At 75.2% G+C, this 16,027-nt stretch carries 20 protein-coding genes; 4 read left to right on the forward strand and 16 right to left on the reverse strand.

Annotation, left to right across the window (positions count from 1 at the left end; translation table 11 throughout):
- On the reverse strand, nucleotides 1–1,158 hold a 1,158-nt coding region (locus ACYVJ4_RS14940; RefSeq protein WP_460460933.1), incomplete at its 3' end, for a chromosome segregation SMC family protein.
- Nucleotides 1,159–1,262: 104 nt separating this feature from the next.
- The gene (locus tag ACYVJ4_RS14945; protein ID WP_460460934.1) at nucleotides 1,263–1,571 is read right to left on the reverse strand and encodes an acylphosphatase; all 309 of its coding nucleotides are present in this window, start codon (nucleotides 1,569–1,571) and stop codon (nucleotides 1,263–1,265) included.
- Between the two features lie 48 nt (nucleotides 1,572–1,619).
- On the opposite strand from ACYVJ4_RS14945, the gene ACYVJ4_RS14950 reads away from it, so the two are divergent.
- The gene (locus ACYVJ4_RS14950; RefSeq protein WP_460460935.1) at nucleotides 1,620–1,814 is read left to right on the forward strand and encodes a hypothetical protein; all 195 of its coding nucleotides are present in this window, start codon (nucleotides 1,620–1,622) and stop codon (nucleotides 1,812–1,814) included.
- A gap of 15 nt (nucleotides 1,815–1,829) precedes the next feature.
- Here ACYVJ4_RS14950 and ACYVJ4_RS14955 read toward each other — a convergent pair whose 3' ends face one another.
- Together ACYVJ4_RS14955 and ACYVJ4_RS14960 are read right to left on the reverse strand one after the other, a co-directional pair.
- Nucleotides 1,830–2,159, reverse strand: a complete 330-nt coding sequence (locus ACYVJ4_RS14955; protein WP_460460936.1) for an HNH endonuclease signature motif containing protein — start codon at nucleotides 2,157–2,159, stop codon at nucleotides 1,830–1,832.
- Nucleotides 2,156–3,079: a DUF222 domain-containing protein gene (locus ACYVJ4_RS14960; RefSeq protein ID WP_460460948.1), complete on the reverse strand. Its 924-nt coding sequence runs from the start codon at nucleotides 3,077–3,079 to the stop codon at nucleotides 2,156–2,158. The genes ACYVJ4_RS14955 and ACYVJ4_RS14960 overlap by 4 nt, the downstream gene beginning before the upstream one ends.
- A gap of 224 nt (nucleotides 3,080–3,303) precedes the next feature.
- Between ACYVJ4_RS14960 and ACYVJ4_RS14965 the strand changes: the two genes are divergently transcribed.
- Together ACYVJ4_RS14965 and ACYVJ4_RS14970 are read left to right on the forward strand one after the other, a co-directional pair.
- A complete protein-coding gene (locus ACYVJ4_RS14965; RefSeq protein ID WP_460460937.1) occupies nucleotides 3,304–3,852 on the forward strand; it encodes an META domain-containing protein in 549 nt (182 codons plus the stop codon).
- A 45-nt stretch (nucleotides 3,853–3,897) separates the two neighbouring features.
- Entirely contained in the window at nucleotides 3,898–4,782 is an 885-nt protein-coding gene (locus ACYVJ4_RS14970) for a GNAT family N-acetyltransferase (RefSeq protein ID WP_460460938.1), read from the forward strand.
- Here the strand turns inward: ACYVJ4_RS14970 and ACYVJ4_RS14975 are convergent.
- The 11 genes from ACYVJ4_RS14975 to ACYVJ4_RS15025 all read right to left on the reverse strand — a co-directional run bounded on the left by ACYVJ4_RS14975 (nucleotide 4,769) and on the right by ACYVJ4_RS15025 (nucleotide 15,043).
- A complete protein-coding gene (locus ACYVJ4_RS14975) occupies nucleotides 4,769–6,403 on the reverse strand; it encodes a phospholipase C (RefSeq protein ID WP_460460939.1) in 1,635 nt (544 codons plus the stop codon). The genes ACYVJ4_RS14970 and ACYVJ4_RS14975 overlap by 14 nt on opposite strands.
- 127 nt (nucleotides 6,404–6,530) lie before the next feature.
- Complete coding sequence (locus ACYVJ4_RS14980; protein WP_460460949.1) at nucleotides 6,531–7,040, reverse strand: metallophosphoesterase family protein; 510 nt, start codon at nucleotides 7,038–7,040, stop codon at nucleotides 6,531–6,533.
- Nucleotides 7,041–7,045: 5 nt separating this feature from the next.
- Nucleotides 7,046–7,951, reverse strand: coding sequence for a bifunctional DNA-formamidopyrimidine glycosylase/DNA-(apurinic or apyrimidinic site) lyase (gene mutM / locus ACYVJ4_RS14985; RefSeq protein WP_460460940.1), 906 nt, complete (start codon nucleotides 7,949–7,951; stop codon nucleotides 7,046–7,048).
- 18 nt (nucleotides 7,952–7,969) lie between these two features.
- The gene (gene rnc / locus ACYVJ4_RS14990) at nucleotides 7,970–8,716 is read right to left on the reverse strand and encodes a ribonuclease III (RefSeq protein WP_460460950.1); all 747 of its coding nucleotides are present in this window, start codon (nucleotides 8,714–8,716) and stop codon (nucleotides 7,970–7,972) included.
- Complete coding sequence (gene rpmF / locus ACYVJ4_RS14995; RefSeq protein WP_460460941.1) at nucleotides 8,713–8,907, reverse strand: 50S ribosomal protein L32; 195 nt, start codon at nucleotides 8,905–8,907, stop codon at nucleotides 8,713–8,715. The genes rnc and rpmF overlap by 4 nt, the downstream gene beginning before the upstream one ends.
- Nucleotide 8,908: 1 nt before the next feature.
- The gene (locus ACYVJ4_RS15000) at nucleotides 8,909–9,490 is read right to left on the reverse strand and encodes a YceD family protein (protein ID WP_460460951.1); all 582 of its coding nucleotides are present in this window, start codon (nucleotides 9,488–9,490) and stop codon (nucleotides 8,909–8,911) included.
- 55 nt (nucleotides 9,491–9,545) lie between these two features.
- Complete coding sequence (locus ACYVJ4_RS15005; protein WP_460460942.1) at nucleotides 9,546–10,139, reverse strand: hypothetical protein; 594 nt, start codon at nucleotides 10,137–10,139, stop codon at nucleotides 9,546–9,548.
- 37 nt (nucleotides 10,140–10,176) lie between these two features.
- Complete coding sequence (gene coaD, locus ACYVJ4_RS15010) at nucleotides 10,177–10,653, reverse strand: pantetheine-phosphate adenylyltransferase (RefSeq protein ID WP_460460943.1); 477 nt, start codon at nucleotides 10,651–10,653, stop codon at nucleotides 10,177–10,179.
- Nucleotides 10,654–10,663: 10 nt separating this feature from the next.
- Nucleotides 10,664–11,218 carry a 16S rRNA (guanine(966)-N(2))-methyltransferase RsmD gene (gene rsmD / locus ACYVJ4_RS15015; protein ID WP_460460944.1) on the reverse strand — a complete coding sequence of 185 codons (555 nt, stop codon included), beginning with the start codon at nucleotides 11,216–11,218 and terminating at the stop codon, nucleotides 10,664–10,666.
- A gap of 7 nt (nucleotides 11,219–11,225) precedes the next feature.
- Nucleotides 11,226–13,439 carry an ATP-dependent DNA helicase RecG gene (gene recG / locus ACYVJ4_RS15020; protein WP_460460945.1) on the reverse strand — a complete coding sequence of 738 codons (2,214 nt, stop codon included), beginning with the start codon at nucleotides 13,437–13,439 and terminating at the stop codon, nucleotides 11,226–11,228.
- Nucleotides 13,436–15,043 (reverse strand): DAK2 domain-containing protein, encoded by a 1,608-nt coding sequence (locus tag ACYVJ4_RS15025; protein ID WP_460460952.1) that lies wholly within the window; start codon nucleotides 15,041–15,043, stop codon nucleotides 13,436–13,438. The genes recG and ACYVJ4_RS15025 overlap by 4 nt, the downstream gene beginning before the upstream one ends.
- Nucleotides 15,044–15,209: 166 nt before the next feature.
- On the opposite strand from ACYVJ4_RS15025, the gene rpmB reads away from it, so the two are divergent.
- Nucleotides 15,210–15,395: a 50S ribosomal protein L28 gene (rpmB, locus tag ACYVJ4_RS15030; protein WP_460460946.1), complete on the forward strand. Its 186-nt coding sequence runs from the start codon at nucleotides 15,210–15,212 to the stop codon at nucleotides 15,393–15,395.
- 166 nt (nucleotides 15,396–15,561) lie between these two features.
- Here rpmB and ACYVJ4_RS15035 read toward each other — a convergent pair.
- Nucleotides 15,562–16,027: thiamine-phosphate kinase (locus ACYVJ4_RS15035; protein ID WP_460460947.1), on the reverse strand; the 466-nt coding region annotated here is incomplete at its 5' end.

Genomic DNA, 16,027 nt, shown 5'->3' on the forward strand with positions numbered 1-16,027 from the left:
GTCGGCCGCGGCGCGCAGCCGGGTGGCGAGCGCCTGCTGAGCGGCGGCGGCGGCCTGGTCGGCGACCTGCCGCTCGACGACCGCGGTCTGCAGCGCCTCGCGGTGCCCGCTGATCTCGTCGGCCAGCCCGCGCTCCTGCTCGCGCACCTCGGCGGCCTGGGCGGCGAGCTGCTCGGGGTCGCGGCCGGTGGCCACGGTCTCGTCGCTCTCGCTGGCCAGCAGGCGCAGGCGCTCGCGCGCCACTCCCTCGGTGGAGCGCAGCCGCTCGCGCAGGCTGCTGAGCCGGTACCAGGTCTCCTGCGTGCGCGAGACCAGCGGCGCCTCGGCCTGGGCGGCCTCCTCGAGCCGCGCGAGCGTGCTGCGCGCCTCGGCCAGGGCGTGCTCGACCTCGGCCCGGCGCTGGCGCAGGGCGGTCTCGTCGGCCACCTCGGCCTCGAGCGTGCTGGTGAGCTGCGCCAGGTCGTCGGCGAGCAGCCGCAGGCGGGCGTCGCGCAGGTCGGTCTGGACGACGACGGCCTTGCGCGCCACCTCGGCCTGGCGCCCGAGGGGGCCGAGCTGGCGGCGGATCTCGGCGGTCAGGTCGCTCACGCGCGTGAGGTTGGCCTGCATCGCCTCGAGCTTGCGCAGCGCCTTCTCCTTGCGCTTGCGGTGCTTCAGGACGCCGGCCGCCTCCTCGATGAAGCCGCGTCGTTCCTCGGGCGTGGCCCGCAGGACGGCGTCGAGCTGGCCCTGCCCGACGATCACGTGCATCTCGCGGCCGATTCCGGAGTCGCTGAGCAGCTCCTGGACGTCGAGCAGCCGGCAGGCGGTGCCGTTGATCGTGTACTCCGAGCCGCCGCCGCGGAACATCGTGCGGGTGATCGTGACCTCGGAGTACTCGATCGGCAGGGCGCCGTCGGTGTTGTCGATCGTCAGGCTGACCTCGGCCCGGCCCAGCGGCGGACGGCCGGAGGTGCCGGCGAAGATGACGTCCTCCATCTTGCCGCCGCGCAGGCTCTTGGCCCCCTGCTCGCCCATGACCCACGACAGCGCGTCGACGACGTTGGACTTGCCGGAGCCGTTCGGGCCGACGACGCACGTGATCCCCGGCTCGAGGTTCAACGTGGTCGCGGACGCGAAGGACTTGAATCCCCGCAGGGTGAGGCTCTTGAGGTACACCGGGCGCTCGCTCCTGGCCGACTGCAGTGCTGGTGGTGGCTGTGACGCGGGGAAGTGCCCGCCAGACTACCGCCCGGCGCGGGCCGGACCGCGCCGCCGCGCGGTCAGCGCTCGACGAACCCGGCGAGCTCGCCGCGCGGGGGCGCCCACTGGTCGGTGGTGCCGCTGACGGTGCCCGGACGGCCCGCCGTGCTCGGCTGCTCGGCCAGCAGCTCCAGCAGGCGCAGGCACGCGCCGCGCGGACCCTGCGCCACCACCTGCACGCGGCCGTCGTCCAGGTTCGTGGCCTCCCCGCGCAGCCCGAGCTCGAGCGCGCGAGCGCGGGTCCACCAGCGGAACCCGACCCCCTGCACCTGCCCCCGGACGAAGACCGTCAGCCGGGCCGTGCCCGAGGCGTCGTCGAAGTCCTCCACCGCTCCACCGTAGAGCGGGTCCGGGGCGCGGCGGCGATGATGGGGGTGATGACCTTCCTCGAGCAGCACGCGTGCCAGGCCCTGTGCGCCTGGCGCCGCGACCCCACCTCCCCGGACGGCGCGCTGCCGCGCTTCCGGTGCGAGGGCTGCGGGTCGCAGTGGGACCGCGGGCAGGGCTGGACCCCGGCCGACCGTGACGGCACCGTGTCGCCCGACGTGCGGGCCGAGCTCCAGACCGGCTGACGCGGTCGCCGGCGTTCAGGGGCAGCCGGGCAGGGGGTCGGGGGTGGTGGTGACCTGGAGCCCGGATCGGTAGGTCCAGGTGACGGTGCGTGGTCCGTCGGTGGTCAGGTGGGTGTGCACCAGGGCGTGGGTCTTGGCCTGGTGGTGCTTGCGGCACTTGGGGTCGAGGTTGGCGACGCTGGTGGGTCCGCGGGGCCAGGGGTCGTCGTGGTCGAGGTCGCAGCGGTGGGCGGTGCGGGGGCAGTCGTAGGCCGAGCAGGTGGGTGCTGCGGCGTGCACGTGCCGGGTGATCGCGGTGGTCGGCGCGTAGCGGTCGGTGGCCAGCGGGTGTCTCGGCGCGCTCATGACCGCGTTGGCCAGTGCCTCGCGGCTCGCGCAGGCTGCGGCGGGGACGCGGACCACGTGCTCGAGGGCGCCGTCGCGGTCGACGACCAGCACCTGCACGGGCGCGGACGGGGCGTCTGCAGCTGGCGGGATGCTTCGCGGCGCGCGGACACCGGGTCCAGGACGGCCGGGCGGCCCAGGCCGCGCTGCTGACCCAGGGCGCCGCGGCGCGGCCCGTCACCGAACAGGGTGTCGGCGTGCACCACCAACCCCAGCTCGGCGCTGCGGCGCACCGGGACCACCGGCAGCGCCTGCTGGTCGCGGATGCGGCGGAACAGGGCGATGACGGCGTCGGCGCGGCGCTGGTCCAGCGTCAGCCGCCCGCCCTGCTCGTCATGGTCGGGTCCGGCATGCGCCAGGTCGTCGACCACCTGCTCGACCATCGCGACATCCGCTACGGGCGCGCGCAGCTGGAACACCGCACCGCCGTCCACGCCCGCCCAGGCCCGCACCGCCCGGGCCGCCCGCTCCCGCTCATGACGGCGACGCGCCGCGTCCGCGTCCGCGCGCACCACCGCCCGTTCCACCCGCGCCTTCCACGCCCGCGGCGACGGCCCGTCGAACACCTGCGCCCCCGCCCCCGCCACCAGCCGCCCTGCCACGACCTGGGCGGTCGCGTCGTCCAGCACCGCCGTCGCCTCGGCCAGCACCTGCACTCGCGGCAGGTCCAGCACCCCGGCCCGCAACGCGCCCAACGCCACCGGCAGCACCCGCGCCAACCGCTCCGCCAACCCCACCCAGCCCGCCGCGGTGTGCTCGGAGACCGCGAACGTCGCCGCCACCTCGCTCGTGGCGACCTCCCGCACGAACACCGCACGGTCCGCCACCCGCAACCCCGCCGCCGGCACGTCCGCCTCGCACCCGGCCAGCACCTCACCCACCAGCTCCAACCGGTCCGCATCCGCACGCATCACCCGCCGCGCCACCGCCCGGCAGCGCTCAACCAGCGGCGACACGCCACCGGTCGAAACCTGCTGCACCGCAACGGAACTCATACCCACCAACCTAGCCAGACCCACCGACACCCCGCCCTCGTCATCCACAGGCCCACGGCCGCTCCAAGAAATCGAGGGAACCGCCGCACGAGCGCGGGCGTCCCACCACCGTGACGACCTGGGCTGCACCTCGCCGGACGCTGGCCGCCGCGGCGGCGCTGGCGCTGCTGCTCGGCGGCTGCGGCACCACGACCGGTGCCGCGGACGGCCCGCCGACGCCGTCTGCCAACCCGCCGACCTCCAGCACCGAACCGACGACGGCAGTACCTCTCCCGCCCGGCACGACGGCCGCGTCGGACGACGCCGTCGTCGGACGCTGGGTACCCGCCCCCGACGCCGGGGTGGGCGGGGTCGGACGTCGCAAGGCACCCGCGCTCGACGTGCAGGCCGACGGCACCTGGACGGCGTCCGACGGCTGCAACGACACGGCCGGCACGTGGCGCCTGATCGCACCAGGCCAGGTGGAGGTCACGTCCGGACCCAGCACGTTGATCGGCTGCCAGAACGTCGCCATCGCCGGCTGGTGGGCCACGGCCGGAGCGGTCGCCACCGACGGCGACGAGCTGGTGCTGGTCGACCACGACGGGCGGCAGCTGGTGCGCCTCGTGCGCAGCACCGCGCAGGACGACGGTCCCACCCACGGCCCCGTCACCCGCTGAAAAGCCTGTGACCGCAAGGCGTCCAGCGCCCTAGGGTCCCTGACCATGCACGCGCGCAGCGCCGTCCGCGGCGACCTTGCAGCCATCACCGCGCTCTACGCGGTCAACGACACGCACTGGTTCGGGGCGCCAGAGCAGGACGAGTCCGAGGTCGACCTCGCCTTCCGCCGCGTCGAGCCGCTCGACACCCGCAGCCGGCTGCTGCTGGACGACGACGACGGCCTCGTCGCCTTCGCGTGGACCTGGGGCGACCCGCCCGACACCACCCTCGTCGTCCACCCGGACGTCGACCAGCGCGCTGCGTACGACGACCTCCTCCCCTGGCTGCGATCAGCCGGTGCGGTCGGCGTCGAAGCGCTCTCGCGCGACGTCGTGCTGCTCGACGCCCTGGCCCGCCACGGCTGGGAGCACGACCGCTCGTCGTTCGAGCTGATCCGGCTCGTCTCCGACGCGTGGCCGGTCACCAGCCCGACCTGGCCCGACGACGTGCGCCCGAGCGACCTCGCGGACGACGACGTCGCGGCCGTGCACGACCTGGTCTACCGGCGGGCCGGCTGGTCGGACGTGCCCGGTCACCACGAGCGCCCGCTCGAGGAGTGGCGCGAGATCTTCGTCGACGACGTCCCGCGCGACCAGCTGGTCCTGGCCCGCGCGGGCGACGAGCTGGTCGGCGTCGTGCTGGGCCGGGTGTGGTCGGACGGCACCGGCTGGGCGTCGCAGCTCGCGGTGGCGCGCGAGCACCGTGGGCGCGGCCTGGGCCGGGCGCTGCTGCTCGAGGTGCTGCTGCGCCTGCGCGCGGCGGGCGCCCGCCAGCTCGGCCTCGGCGTCTCGGCGCTCAACGAGAACGCGCTGCGGCTGTACCTCGACGTCGGCCTCGAGGTCGACCGCGAGTGGCGGCACCACCGCCCGGCCGTCGTCAGCGGCTCCTGATCCCTCCCCGGGCCAGGGCCGGCGCGAGGTCGTTGACGCGCGCGTCGCGCTCCGCCACGGGCTGCAGGCCGAGCCGACGCTCGATGCTGGCGATGATCGAGGTCGTGTCGTAGACCGTGTGGTCGACCCCGGACCGGGTGAACGCCTTCGAGATGACCAGGGCCGGGATGCGCGTGCCCGGGCCGAACGCGTCGTGCGCTCCGACGGTCGAGCCGGTGCCGGGCGGCGAGACGTGGTCCCACTGCCCGCCGAACTCGTCGTAGGTCACGACGACGACCGTGTGACGGGCCTGGGGACCGTTCTGCACGGCCTCGACCAGGTCGACCAGGTGGTCGCTGCCGTCCGGCTCGCTCGCGTAGCCCGGGTGCTCGTTCTCGGCGCCGTACGGCTTGACGAAGCTGACCGCGGGCAGCGTGCCGTGACGAGCGGCCGAGAAGAACGCCGTCTCGTCCTTGAGGTGGGTCCGACCGGGGGTGCCGGGCGCGTAGGCGGCGAAGTAGTTGAACGGCTGGTGGTGGTACTGGAACAGCGGCCCGGGGTGCCCGGCCTCCGCGTCCGCCCAACCACCGGAGTACCAGGCCCAGCTGACGTGGGCGGCCGACAGCCGGTCGCCGATGTTGGGGTAGCGGGTGTCGTCGACGAGCGGGATCTTCGCCCCGCGGCCGGCCGGCGCCTGGCCGGGCTGCACGGTGTTGACCGCCCAGTTCCCGCAGGCGTGCGCGAAGTCCGCGGTGGCGCCGTCCGCGCAGGCCTGCGTCAGCTGGCCGTCGACGACGGCCGAGCCGTCGACCGTGTTCGGGCCGGCCACGTACAACGGGTAGCTCGTGGGCATCCCGGCCGCGTCGAGCTTGGTGTGGAGGGCACCGCCGAAGGTGCCGCCCGAGGTGTCGACGGGGGCACGTGCGGCGATGAGGTACTGGTGGTTGAGGAACGACCCGCCGTTGGCGCCCTGGAAGAAGCGGTCCGCCACGACGTAGTTCGGCGCGTGGCGCCCGTGCAGGTACCGGTAGATCGGCAGCTGCCGGGTGTCGTAGCCACCCATGGTCAGCCCGACCGCGTCGCTGCCCGTGACGTACCGGTTCTGGCGCCCGCCGTCGATCTGGTACTTCTCCTGGTAGAAGCGGTGCACGAGGTCCCGCGTGCAGCCACCGCTCAGCCCGGTGCCCTTCGGCACGCCGTTGCCCACCCCGGTCTGGCCGGGCGTCGGGCAGGTGGTGTCCTGCGGGCCGATGAAGGCGTCGATGGTGAAGGGGCCGTTGGCGAACGCGCTCGACGGCACGCCGTGGGCCGGGTCCTGGCACCAGCCGTCCTGCGGCGGGCTGGTGAGGTTCACGTCCACCTGCAGCAGGCAGCCGTAGGCGGTCCCGTCCTGCGCCACCTGGGTCCGGGACTGCGGCGTGGCGTCGGCGAGCCCGTCGACGTGCTGGCCGCCCACCTCGCCCCAGGTGCCGAACAGGTTGTCGAAGCTGTGGTTCTCCTGGTAGATCACCACGACGTTGGTGATCTGGTCGCCGCCCGGGTGGTGCCGGTCACCGCTCGGAGGGCCGGCCGACGCCGCCTGGGCGCCGGTGAACCCGGCGATGGTGACGAGTACCGCAGCAGCCAGCAGATGACGTCGCACGATGCGCCTCCCCTACGAGGCGTGCCGTGGCCGGCCGACGGCCGGACGTCGCGGCGCGCCGTCCGAGGCTAGACCCGGCCCGCGGTTCGCGGAAGGCCTCGCCCTCGTCGGCCGAGGCGGGACGTCACTACTGCCCGGCGTGACCCGGCGGGAGCCGGTGCAGGACGACGTCCTCGACCCGTCCGTCGAAGAGGTCGAGGGTCATCCAGGTGAAGCAGGGCTGGCTGCGGCGATCGGTCGGCGAGCCCGGGTTGAGCAGGCGCAACCCGTCGGCCTCGGTGTCCCACGGGATGTGGCTGTGCCCGAAGACCAGCAGGTCGACGTCCGGGAACAGGGCGCGCATCCGGCGCTCGCGCCCGTCCTTGCCGCCGGTCTCGTGCACCACCGCGACGCGCACGCCCGCCAGCTCGACCCGCGCCACCTCGGGCAGGCGCTCGCGCAGCTCGGCGCCGTCGTTGTTGCCGTGCACCCCCACCACGCGCGCCGCCCGCTGCTCCAGCCGGTCGAGCAGCGCCGGCTCCACCCAGTCCCCCGCGTGCACGACGACGTCCGCGGCGTCGACGGCGTCCCACAGGGGCGCGGGCAGGTCGCGCGCCCGACCTGGCAGGTGCGTGTCGCTCATCAGCAGCACGTGCACGCGACTCACCAGCGGGCGTTCCTCGGGCGCGGCTGGCAGCGGGGGCAGCTGAAGCTGGAACGGTTCATGAACGCGTCGCGTCGGACCGGCGTCCCGCACCGACGGCACGGCTGGCCCTCCTGCCCGTACACCGCGAGCGAGCGGTCGAAGTACCCGCTCTCGCCGTTGACGTTCACGTACAGGGCGTCGAACGACGTCCCGCCCTGCCCCAGCGCCTCGCCCATCACCTCGGCGGCCGCGTCGAGCACCCGGCGCACCTCGGGCCGGCGCAGCGTCTCGGTCGGCCGTGCCCCGTGCAGGCGGGCCCGCCACAACGCCTCGTCGGCGTAGATGTTGCCGATCCCCGAGACGACGGTCTGGTCGAGCAGCGCCCGCTTGAGCCCGGTGCGCCGACGCCGCACCCGCTCGACGACCAGCTCCTGGTCGTAGCGCGGGTCGAACGGGTCGCGCGCGATGTGCGCCACGGACGACGGCACGCTCTCGAGGTCGTCAGGACCCACGGCGTCCGCCACCGGCACCAGCAGCTCCAGCGCCATGCCGCCGAAGGTGCGCTGGTCGACGAACCGCAGGTCGGGCCCGGCGTCCGCGAACGACAGCTCGACCCGCAGGTGGGGGTGCTCGGGGGCCTCGCCCGGCGCGTGCACCAGCACCTGCCCGCTCATGCCCAGGTGGACGACGAGCGCGTGGTCGGGCGCGACGTCGGGCCCGGAGAGGTCGACCCACAGGTACTTCCCGCGCCGGCGCGCGGCCACCAGCGTGCGGCCCGCCAGCCGCTGCTCGAGGTCCGTGGCACCCGGCAGGTGCCGACGGACGGCGCGCGGGTGGTGGACGACGACGCGCGAGACCGTGCGGCCGACCCCGTGGGTCTCGATGCCGCGGCGGACCACCTCGACCTCGGGCAGCTCGGGCACAGGACTCCCCCGGCCGGCCTAGGAGCTCTGCTCGGCCGCGGCCTCGGGGTGGCGCTCGCGCAGCGCCTGCCAAGCCGTCGCGGCCGCCTGCTGCTCGGCCTCCTTCTTGCTGCGGCCCGTGCCGTGCCCGAGGTCCTCGCCGGCCACGCGGGCGGCGGCGCTGAAGACCTTGGCGTGGTCGGGGCCCTCCTCGTCGATGACGTACTCGGGGACGCCGAGGCCGGCGCTGGAGGTCATCTCCTGCAGCGAGGTCTTCCAGTCGAGCCCGGCGCCCAGCGAAGCCGCCTGCTCGAGCAGGGGGTCGATCATCCGGTGCACCAGCGCGGCGGCGGCCTCCATGCCGGCGTCCAGGTACACGGCACCGAGCACGGCCTCGACGGTGTCAGCCAGGATCGAGGACTTGTCGCGCCCGCCCGTGGCCTCCTCGCCGCGGCCGAGGTAGAGGTACTCCCCCAGCCCCAGCGTGCGTCCGACGCCGGCCAGCGCGCGCATGTTGACCACCGAGGCGCGCAGCTTGGCCAGCTGACCCTCGGGCAGGTCGGGGTGGGTGCGGTAGAGCGTGTCGGTGACGACGAGCCCGAGCACCGAGTCCCCGAGGAACTCCAGGCGCTCGTTGGTGGGCAGCCCGCCGTTCTCGTAGGCGTAGCTGCGGTGGGTCAGGGCGCGCTCGAGCAAACCGGCATCGACCTGCAGACCCAGCGTGGTCTGCAGGTCGGCGGCGTCAGCCGGTCGGGACACGCGCGGCTGCGCGTCTGCCCTGGTCAGCCCTGGTGCTCGGACCGCTCGGCGGCGGCGTAGTGCCGGCCGGCGTACGTGCCGCAGCTCGGGCAGGCCACGTGCGGCTGCTTGGGCTCACGGCACTGCGGGCACGCCGACAGCGTCACGGCGGTCGTCTTCCAGTTCGCCCGGCGCGAGCGGGTGTTGGAGCGCGACGTCTTCCGCTTCGGGACAGCCACGTCAGTTCTCTTCCTGGTCGTCGGTCTGCTGGCCCTCGGACGGGGCCAGTCCCTGCAACGCGGCCCACCGGGGGTCGACCACGTCGTGGTGGTGACCCGGGTCGTCCGCCAGGCGTGCCCCGCACTCGGAGCACAGACCCGGGCAGTCGTCCCGGCACACCGGTTGGAACGGCAGTGCTGGCACCACCGTGTCCCGCACGGCGGGCTCGAGGTCGATCCTGTCGTCCTCCAGCTCGCGCACGTCGTCCTCGTCGGCGTCCTGCTCGGGTCGCTTGCCGGGGTAGGCGTACAGCTCCATCAGCTCGACCTCGAGATCTTCCTCGAGGCCGGTGAGGCAGCGGATGCACTCCCCGGTCGCGCGCCCGCGCACGGTGCCGGTGACGAGAACTCCCTCCATCACCGACTCCAGCCGCAGGTCGAGCCGCAGGGGCTCGCCCTCGGTGAAGCCGATGACGTCGGTACCCATCTCGGCCGGCGCCGGCACCTCTCGGGAGACCGTGACCATCGACCCCGGACGGCGGCCGAGCTCGTGCGTGTCGAGCACGAGGGGCGCACGGGGGTCGAGAGAGATCGCAGGCTCCAGGAAGATGTCAGTTCCGGCCGGTCAGGGCCGACGGACCAGATTACCGGACGACGGCTCAGCGACCCAACTCGTCGTCCCCGGCGAGCCCGCGGCGGCCGTCGAACACCTTCTCGTCGTCGTCCGCGCGCCCCCCGTCGGCCGCGTCCTCGTCCTGCACCGTGGCCAGGTCGGCGTCCGCGGTCGGGCCGTGCGAGCGGTCGGCCGCGGCGCGCTCGGCCAGGTGCTGGCGGCCCCGCTGCACCTGCTGGGTGAGCTTGTCGAGGGTGATCTCGAAGTCGCCCAGCTTGCGGTCGACGTAGTCGTCGGCCTCCGACAGCAGCCGCTGCGCCTCGGTCTGGGCCTGGGTCTGCACCTGCGCGGCGCGCAGGCGGGCGCTGCGCACGACCTCGGTGTCCTCGACCAGCCGGTCGTGCTCGGTCTGGGCCTTGGTCAGCAGCTCCTCGGCCTCGGTGCGGCCCTGGGCCACCACGGCCTCGCGGTCGCTGAGCAGCAGGTCGGCGTGGTGCAGCTCCTCGGGCAGCAGCTCGCGCAGGTCGTCGAGCAGCCCGAGCAGCTCGGCGCGGTTGACCAGCGCGGACGCCGACATCGGCATCGCCCGGGCGTCCTCGACGTAGCGGGTGATCTCGTCCAGCTTGTCGTGCACGTCCACGTGCGGTCCCTCTCGCTCGAGCGTCGGCCGGCCGGGGTCAGCGCCGGCGCCGCACCAGGGCGTCCCGGACGACGTCCGGCACCAGCCCGCTGACGTCGCCACCGTAGGCGCTCACCTGCTTCACCAGCGAGCTCGACACGTGCTCGAAGCGCGGGTCGGCCGTGACGAAGACCGTCTCGAGGCCGGTGAGGTGCCGGTTCATCAGCGCCATCGGCAGCTCGTAGGTGTAGTCCGCCGCGCTGCGCAGGCCCTTCACGACGTGGGCGGCCCCGAGCTCGGTGCAGACGTCGACGAGCAACCGTCCGCCGAACTCCAGCACCCGCACGCCCTCGCGCCCGTCCAGGCTCTGCTCGAGCAGCCGCACGCGCTCGGCGACCTCGAACGTCCCGGCCTTGTCGGGGTTGTGCAGCACCGCGACCACGACGTCGTCGAACAGGGCGCGGGCGCGGTCGACGACGTCCAGGTGGCCGAGGGTCACCGGGTCGTACGAGCCGGGGCAGACGCAGGTGGTCACGCGCGGCAACCTACCGCTCGGCGAACCACAGCCGCGTCTCGCCGTAGCCGCGCTCGCCCGTGCCCCGGACGCCGGCCGGCCACCGCGGCTGCGGGCTGCGGGTGGCCCGCTCGACCACCAGCGCGGCGTGCTCGGCCAGCCAGTCGTTGGCGACCAGCAGGTCGAGCACCTCGGCCAGCCCGTCGTCGTCCAGCGGGTAGGGCGGGTCGGCGAGCACCAGGTCGAAGGGCTGCTCCGGCGGCCGCGCCAGCACCCGCTCGACGCGAGCAGCCAGCACGGTGACGCCGGCGAGACCCGTCGAGGCGACGTTGCGCCGGATCGTGCCGGCAGCGGCGCGGCCGTCCTCGACGAGCACGGCGGCGCGCGCCCCGCGGCTGACCGCCTCGAGCCCGAGCGCGCCCGACCCGGCGTACAGGTCGAGCACGCGCGTGGCGTCGAGCCAGCCCTCGTGCTCGAGCCGGCTGAACAGCGCCTCGCGCACGCGGTCGCTCGTCGGGCGGGTGTCGCGGCCCGGCGGCACCTGCAGCCGCCGCCCGCCCGCGGAGCCCGCGATGACGCGGGTCACCGGGCCCTCACCCGCGCTCCAGGAAGTCCTCGCGGCCCTCGCCGAGCAGCGCGTCTATCGCCTCGGCCAGGGCGGGGTGCCCGGCCAGGTCGGGGTCGGCGTCGACCACGCCGGCGGCGGCCTCGCGCGCGTCGACGATGACGTCCTCGTCGCGCAGCACGCGCAGCAGCTTGAGCGAGGAGCGGAAGCCGCTCTGCGCCGCGCCCAGCACGTCGCCCTCGCGGCGCTGCTCGAGGTCGACCCGCGACAGCTCGAAGCCGTCGGTGGTGCCCGCCACGGCGTCGAGCCGCTCGCGGGCGGGCGTGCCCTCGGGCGCCTCGGTGACCAGCAGGGCCAAGCCCGGCGCCGACCCGCGGCCGATGCGCCCGCGCAGCTGGTGCAGCTGGGAGATGCCGAAGCGGTCGGCGTCCATCACCACCATCACCGTGGCGTTCGGGACGTCGACGCCGACCTCGACGACGGTCGTGGCGACGAGCACGTCCACCTCGCCGGCGGCGAACGCGGCCATGGTGGCCTCGCGCTCGTCGACCGGCAGCCGGCCGTGCAGCACGTCGACCCGCAGCCCGGCCAGCGCGGGCTCGGCCCGCAGCTGCTCGACGACGTCCAGGACGGCGAGCGGCGGACGGCGCGGGGTGGTCTCCTCGTCGTCCGGGAGCTGGGCGGTCTCGGGCGCGTCGTCGGCGTCCGGCGCGTCCCCGCCGATGCGCGGCGTGACGACGAACGCCTGGTGGCCCGCGTCGACCTCCTCGCGGATCCGCTGCCAGGTGCGCTGCACCCACCGCGGCTGGTCGCCCGGCACCACGTGCGTCGTGACCGGCGAGCGCCCGGGCGGCAGCTCGTCGAGCGTCGAGGTCTCGAGGTCGCCGAAGACCGTCATCGCCACGGTGCGCGGGATCGGCGTGGCCGTCATGACGAGCAGGTGCGGCGGCGTGGAACCCTTGGCGCGCAACGCGTCCCGCTGCTCGACGCCGAACCGGTGCTGCTCGTCGACGACGACCAGGCCGAGGTCGAAGAACTGCACGTGCTGCTGCAGCAGCGCGTGCGTGCCGACGACGATCCCGGCCTCGCCGGACGCCGCGTCGAGCAGCATCCGCTTGCGCACGGACGTCGGCTGCGAGCCCGTCAGCAGCGCCACCCGGGTGCCGACGTCGCTGCCGCCGAGCATGCCGGCCTCGGCCAGGTCGCCCAGCATCGCGGTGATCGAGCGGTGGTGCTGCACGGCGAGGACCTCGGTCGGGGCCAGCAGCGCCGCCTGCCCGCCGGAGTCGACGACCGCGAGCATCGCGCGCAGCGCCACGAGGGTCTTGCCCGAGCCGACCTCGCCCTGCAGCAGCCGGTGCATGGGGGTGTCGGCCGCGAGGTCGGCCGCCACCTGCTCGCCCACCCGGCGCTGCCCGGCGGTCAGCTCGAACGGCAGCCGCGCGTCGAAGGTGGAGAGCAGGCCGTCCGGCCGGGGCACGCGCGGCGTGGCCTCGAGCGCCGCGAGCGCCGCCCGGCGCCGCAGCAGCGCGGCCTGCAGGACGAACGCCTCCTCGAACCGCATCCGCCGCTGGGCCTCGCGCGCCGCCTCGATCGTGGGCGGGTCGTGGATCGCCCGCAGCGCGGCGTCCAGGCCGAGCAGGTCGCGCGCGGCGAGGACGTCGTCCGGCACCGGGTCGGGCAGCGGCGGCAGGGTCGCCACGAGCGGGGCCAGCGCGCCGCGGATCTGCCAGCTCTGGATGCCGGAACCGGCCGGGTAGATCGGGATCGGCTTGTCGGCCAGGGCCTGCGCGGTCTCGTCGTCGACGTCCGGGAGCACGTCGTAGACGGGGTGCGCGAGCTGGCGGCGGCCGCGGTACAGACCGACCCGCCCGCTGAACAGCCCGGCGGTGCCGACCCGCAGCTCCTGCTCGTAGCGCTGCGCCTGCCAGCCCTTGCTGGCGAAGAAGACCAGGTCGAGCGTGCCGCGGCCGTCGCCGATGAGCACCTGCACCCGGACGCCGCGGCGCTGGGCCATCGGCACCACCTTGACCTCGCGCACCTCGGCCAGCACGGTGACGTGCTCGTCGACCGGCAGGCGGGACAGGTCGGTGAGCTCGCCGCGCTGCACGTACCGGCGTGGGTAGTGCCGCAGCAGCTCGCCGACGGTGACGATGCCGAAGGTCTTCTCGAGCGCCTTGGCCGCCTTGGGACCGATCCGGCGGTCGGCCCGGGTGGCGAGCTCGGCGCTGGCCGCGGTCACTCCACGCCCAGCAGCAGGGGGTAGCCGTCCTGGCCGCCCTCGACGACCGTCACCTCGACGTCGCGCCGCTCGGAGCGGACGGCGGCGACCACGGCGTCGGCGAGCGCCGCCGCCTGCTGGTCGGAACCGGTGACCAGCGTCAGCAGCTCGCCACCGGCCTGCAGCATGCGGGTGGCGACGGTGCCCGCGACCTCGCGCAGGTCGGGACCGACCACCACGACGTCGCCGTCGAGGATGCCGAGCGCGTCGCCCACCTGGCACCACCCGGCCGAGGTCAGCGCCTCGCGCGCCGCGACCGTGACCGCGCCGTGCCGGGTGGCCGCCGCGGCGGCCGACATCCGCACGAGGTCCTCCGACAGCGGGCTGTCGGGGTCGTGGACGGCGATCGCGGCCAGCCCCTGCACGGCGGCCCGGGTGGGCAGCACCGCCACCTGCACGCCCTCGTCGCGCGCGGCGGGGCCGGCGGCGCGCGCCGCGGCCAGCGTGTCGCCGTCGTTGGGCAGCAGCACGACGGCGTCGGCGCGCGCGTCACGCACCGCCTCGAGGATCTCGCCGGTGGAGGCCCGCTGGCCGGGGGCGCTGAGCACGACGACCGCGCCGCAGTCCTCGAAGACCTTCGCCAGCCCGGGGCCAGCGGCACCGGCGACCACCGCGACGCTGCGCCGCTCGCCCGCGGCCAGCTCGCGCCGTCCGCGCTGCTCGGCGAAGTGCGTGACCCGGATGCGGTGCGGGCGGCCGGCCTCGACGCCGGCCTCGACCGCGGCCCCGACGTCGTCGGTGTGGACGTGCACGTTCCACAGCCCTCCACCGCCGACGACCACGAGGGAGTCGCCGAGCGCGTCGAGGGTGCCGCGCAGCGTGGTCACCGCCTCGTCGTCGGCGTCGAGCAGGTACATGACCTCGTAGGCCGGACCGCCCTCGTCGAGGTCGTCGCACGCCTGCGCGGCGGTGGGGCCGGACGGCGCGCGACGCGGGCGGCGCACCGACCGGCGTCCGCTCACGGTGTCGACCAGGCTCTCGAGCAGCACCACCAGGCCCTGACCGCCGGCGTCGACCACCCCGGCCCGGGCCAGCGCCTCGAGCTGCTGGGGCGTGCGGTCGAGCGCTTCCTGCGCCTGGTGCAGCGCCTGCGTCACGACGCCGGTCAGGTCGTCCCCACCGGCTGCGGCGCCGTCGGCAGCAGCCCGCGCGACCGTGAGCACCGTGCCCTCGACCGGCCGGCCCACGGCGGCGTACGCCTGGTCTGCGGCGCGCGCCAGGGCGGCCCGGACGGCGTCCGGCGCCCCGCCCTGCTCGCGCAGGACGTCGGCCCAGCCGCGCAGCAGCTGGCTGAGGATCACGCCGGAGTTGCCGCGGGCGCCGAGCAGCGCGCCACGCGCGAAGGCGTCGGCCACGGCGCCGAGGTCGGCGTCGTCCGGCAGCTGCTCGACGGCGGCGACCGCCTGCTCGACGGTCAGGTAGAGGTTGGTGCCGGTGTCGCCGTCCGGGACCGGGAAGACGTTGAGCCCGTCGATCTCGTCGCGCTGGTCGCCGAGGCGCGCGAGCACGTCGACGCCCCACCGGCGGGCCGCGCGGGCGTCGAGGGTCTCCAGCACGCGGGGCAGGCTATCGGGCCGCGGCCGCGCATTTGGGCCCGCAGCGCCGTTCGGCTACGCTGTACCGGTTGCCCGACCCACGTCGGGCCCCTTCGTCTGTCCCCGCCCCGCCCTCGCGCGGCCGGCGACGCGGCGACGGAGGCACCAGGACGAACCAGTGATCAGGAGAAGACCCGTGGCTGCCAACTGCGACGTCTGCGGCAAGGGGCCGGGTTTCGGTCACTCGATCTCGCACTCGCACCGCCGGACCAAGCGCCGCTGGAACCCCAACATCCAGCGCGTCCGCGCTGTCGTGGGCTCCACGCCGAAGCGCCTCAACGTGTGCACCTCCTGCCTGAAGGCGGGCAAGGTCACCCGCTGACCCCAGCTCGACCCGACGAGGGCCGGTCCTGCCAACGGCAGACCGGCCCTCGTCGCGTCTGCGGCTGCTCCCGCCGGTGCCCGGCACCGGCGTTGCGTCCGAAGATCTGGTCGCCATAGCGGCCAGATCGTCGGACGCAAGAGCGTGGCGGACGGCGGCGGGCGGGCTAGGGGCGGAAGTGGTCCCAGCCGAGGACGTCGGGGGGCTCGCCGTCCAGCAGCACCGGCGGGCGGCCCTCGACCCGCGGCAGCACCTCGCCGACGACGACGAAGCCGTCCGGCAGCGCGGCACCGCGCGGGAACGTCGCGGCGAGCGCGTGGTCCTCTCCCCCGCCCAGCACCCACGCCCACGGGCTCGCGCCCGGCACGGCGTCGGCGACCGCGCGCAGCGGCTCGACGAGCTCGGCCACCGCGTACTCGTGCAGGTCGACCGTCACACCGCTGGCGGCGGCGACGCGTCCGAGGTCGCGCACCAGGCCGTCGCTGACGTCGAGCATCGCCGTCGCGCCCGCGACCGAAGCAGCCGGGCCGGCGGCCAGCGGGGGTCGCGGACGTCGGTGCGCCGCGACGAGGTCGGGCGCGGCGTCCGGCTCGCCCGCCTCGAGCAGCGCCCAGCCGGCGGCCGAGCGGCCC

The sequence above is a fragment of the Angustibacter peucedani genome (assembly GCF_054779595.1).

Coding starts and splice junctions, on each gene's coding strand:
- ACYVJ4_RS14950 (WP_460460935.1), top strand. CDS start 1,620: ATGACCTTCCTCGAGCAGCACGCGTGCCAGGCCCTGTGCGCCTGGCGC.
- ACYVJ4_RS14955 (WP_460460936.1), bottom strand. CDS start 2,159: ATGAGCGCGCCGAGACACCCGCTGGCCACCGACCGCTACGCGCCGACC.
- ACYVJ4_RS14970 (WP_460460938.1), top strand. CDS start 3,898: ATGCACGCGCGCAGCGCCGTCCGCGGCGACCTTGCAGCCATCACCGCG.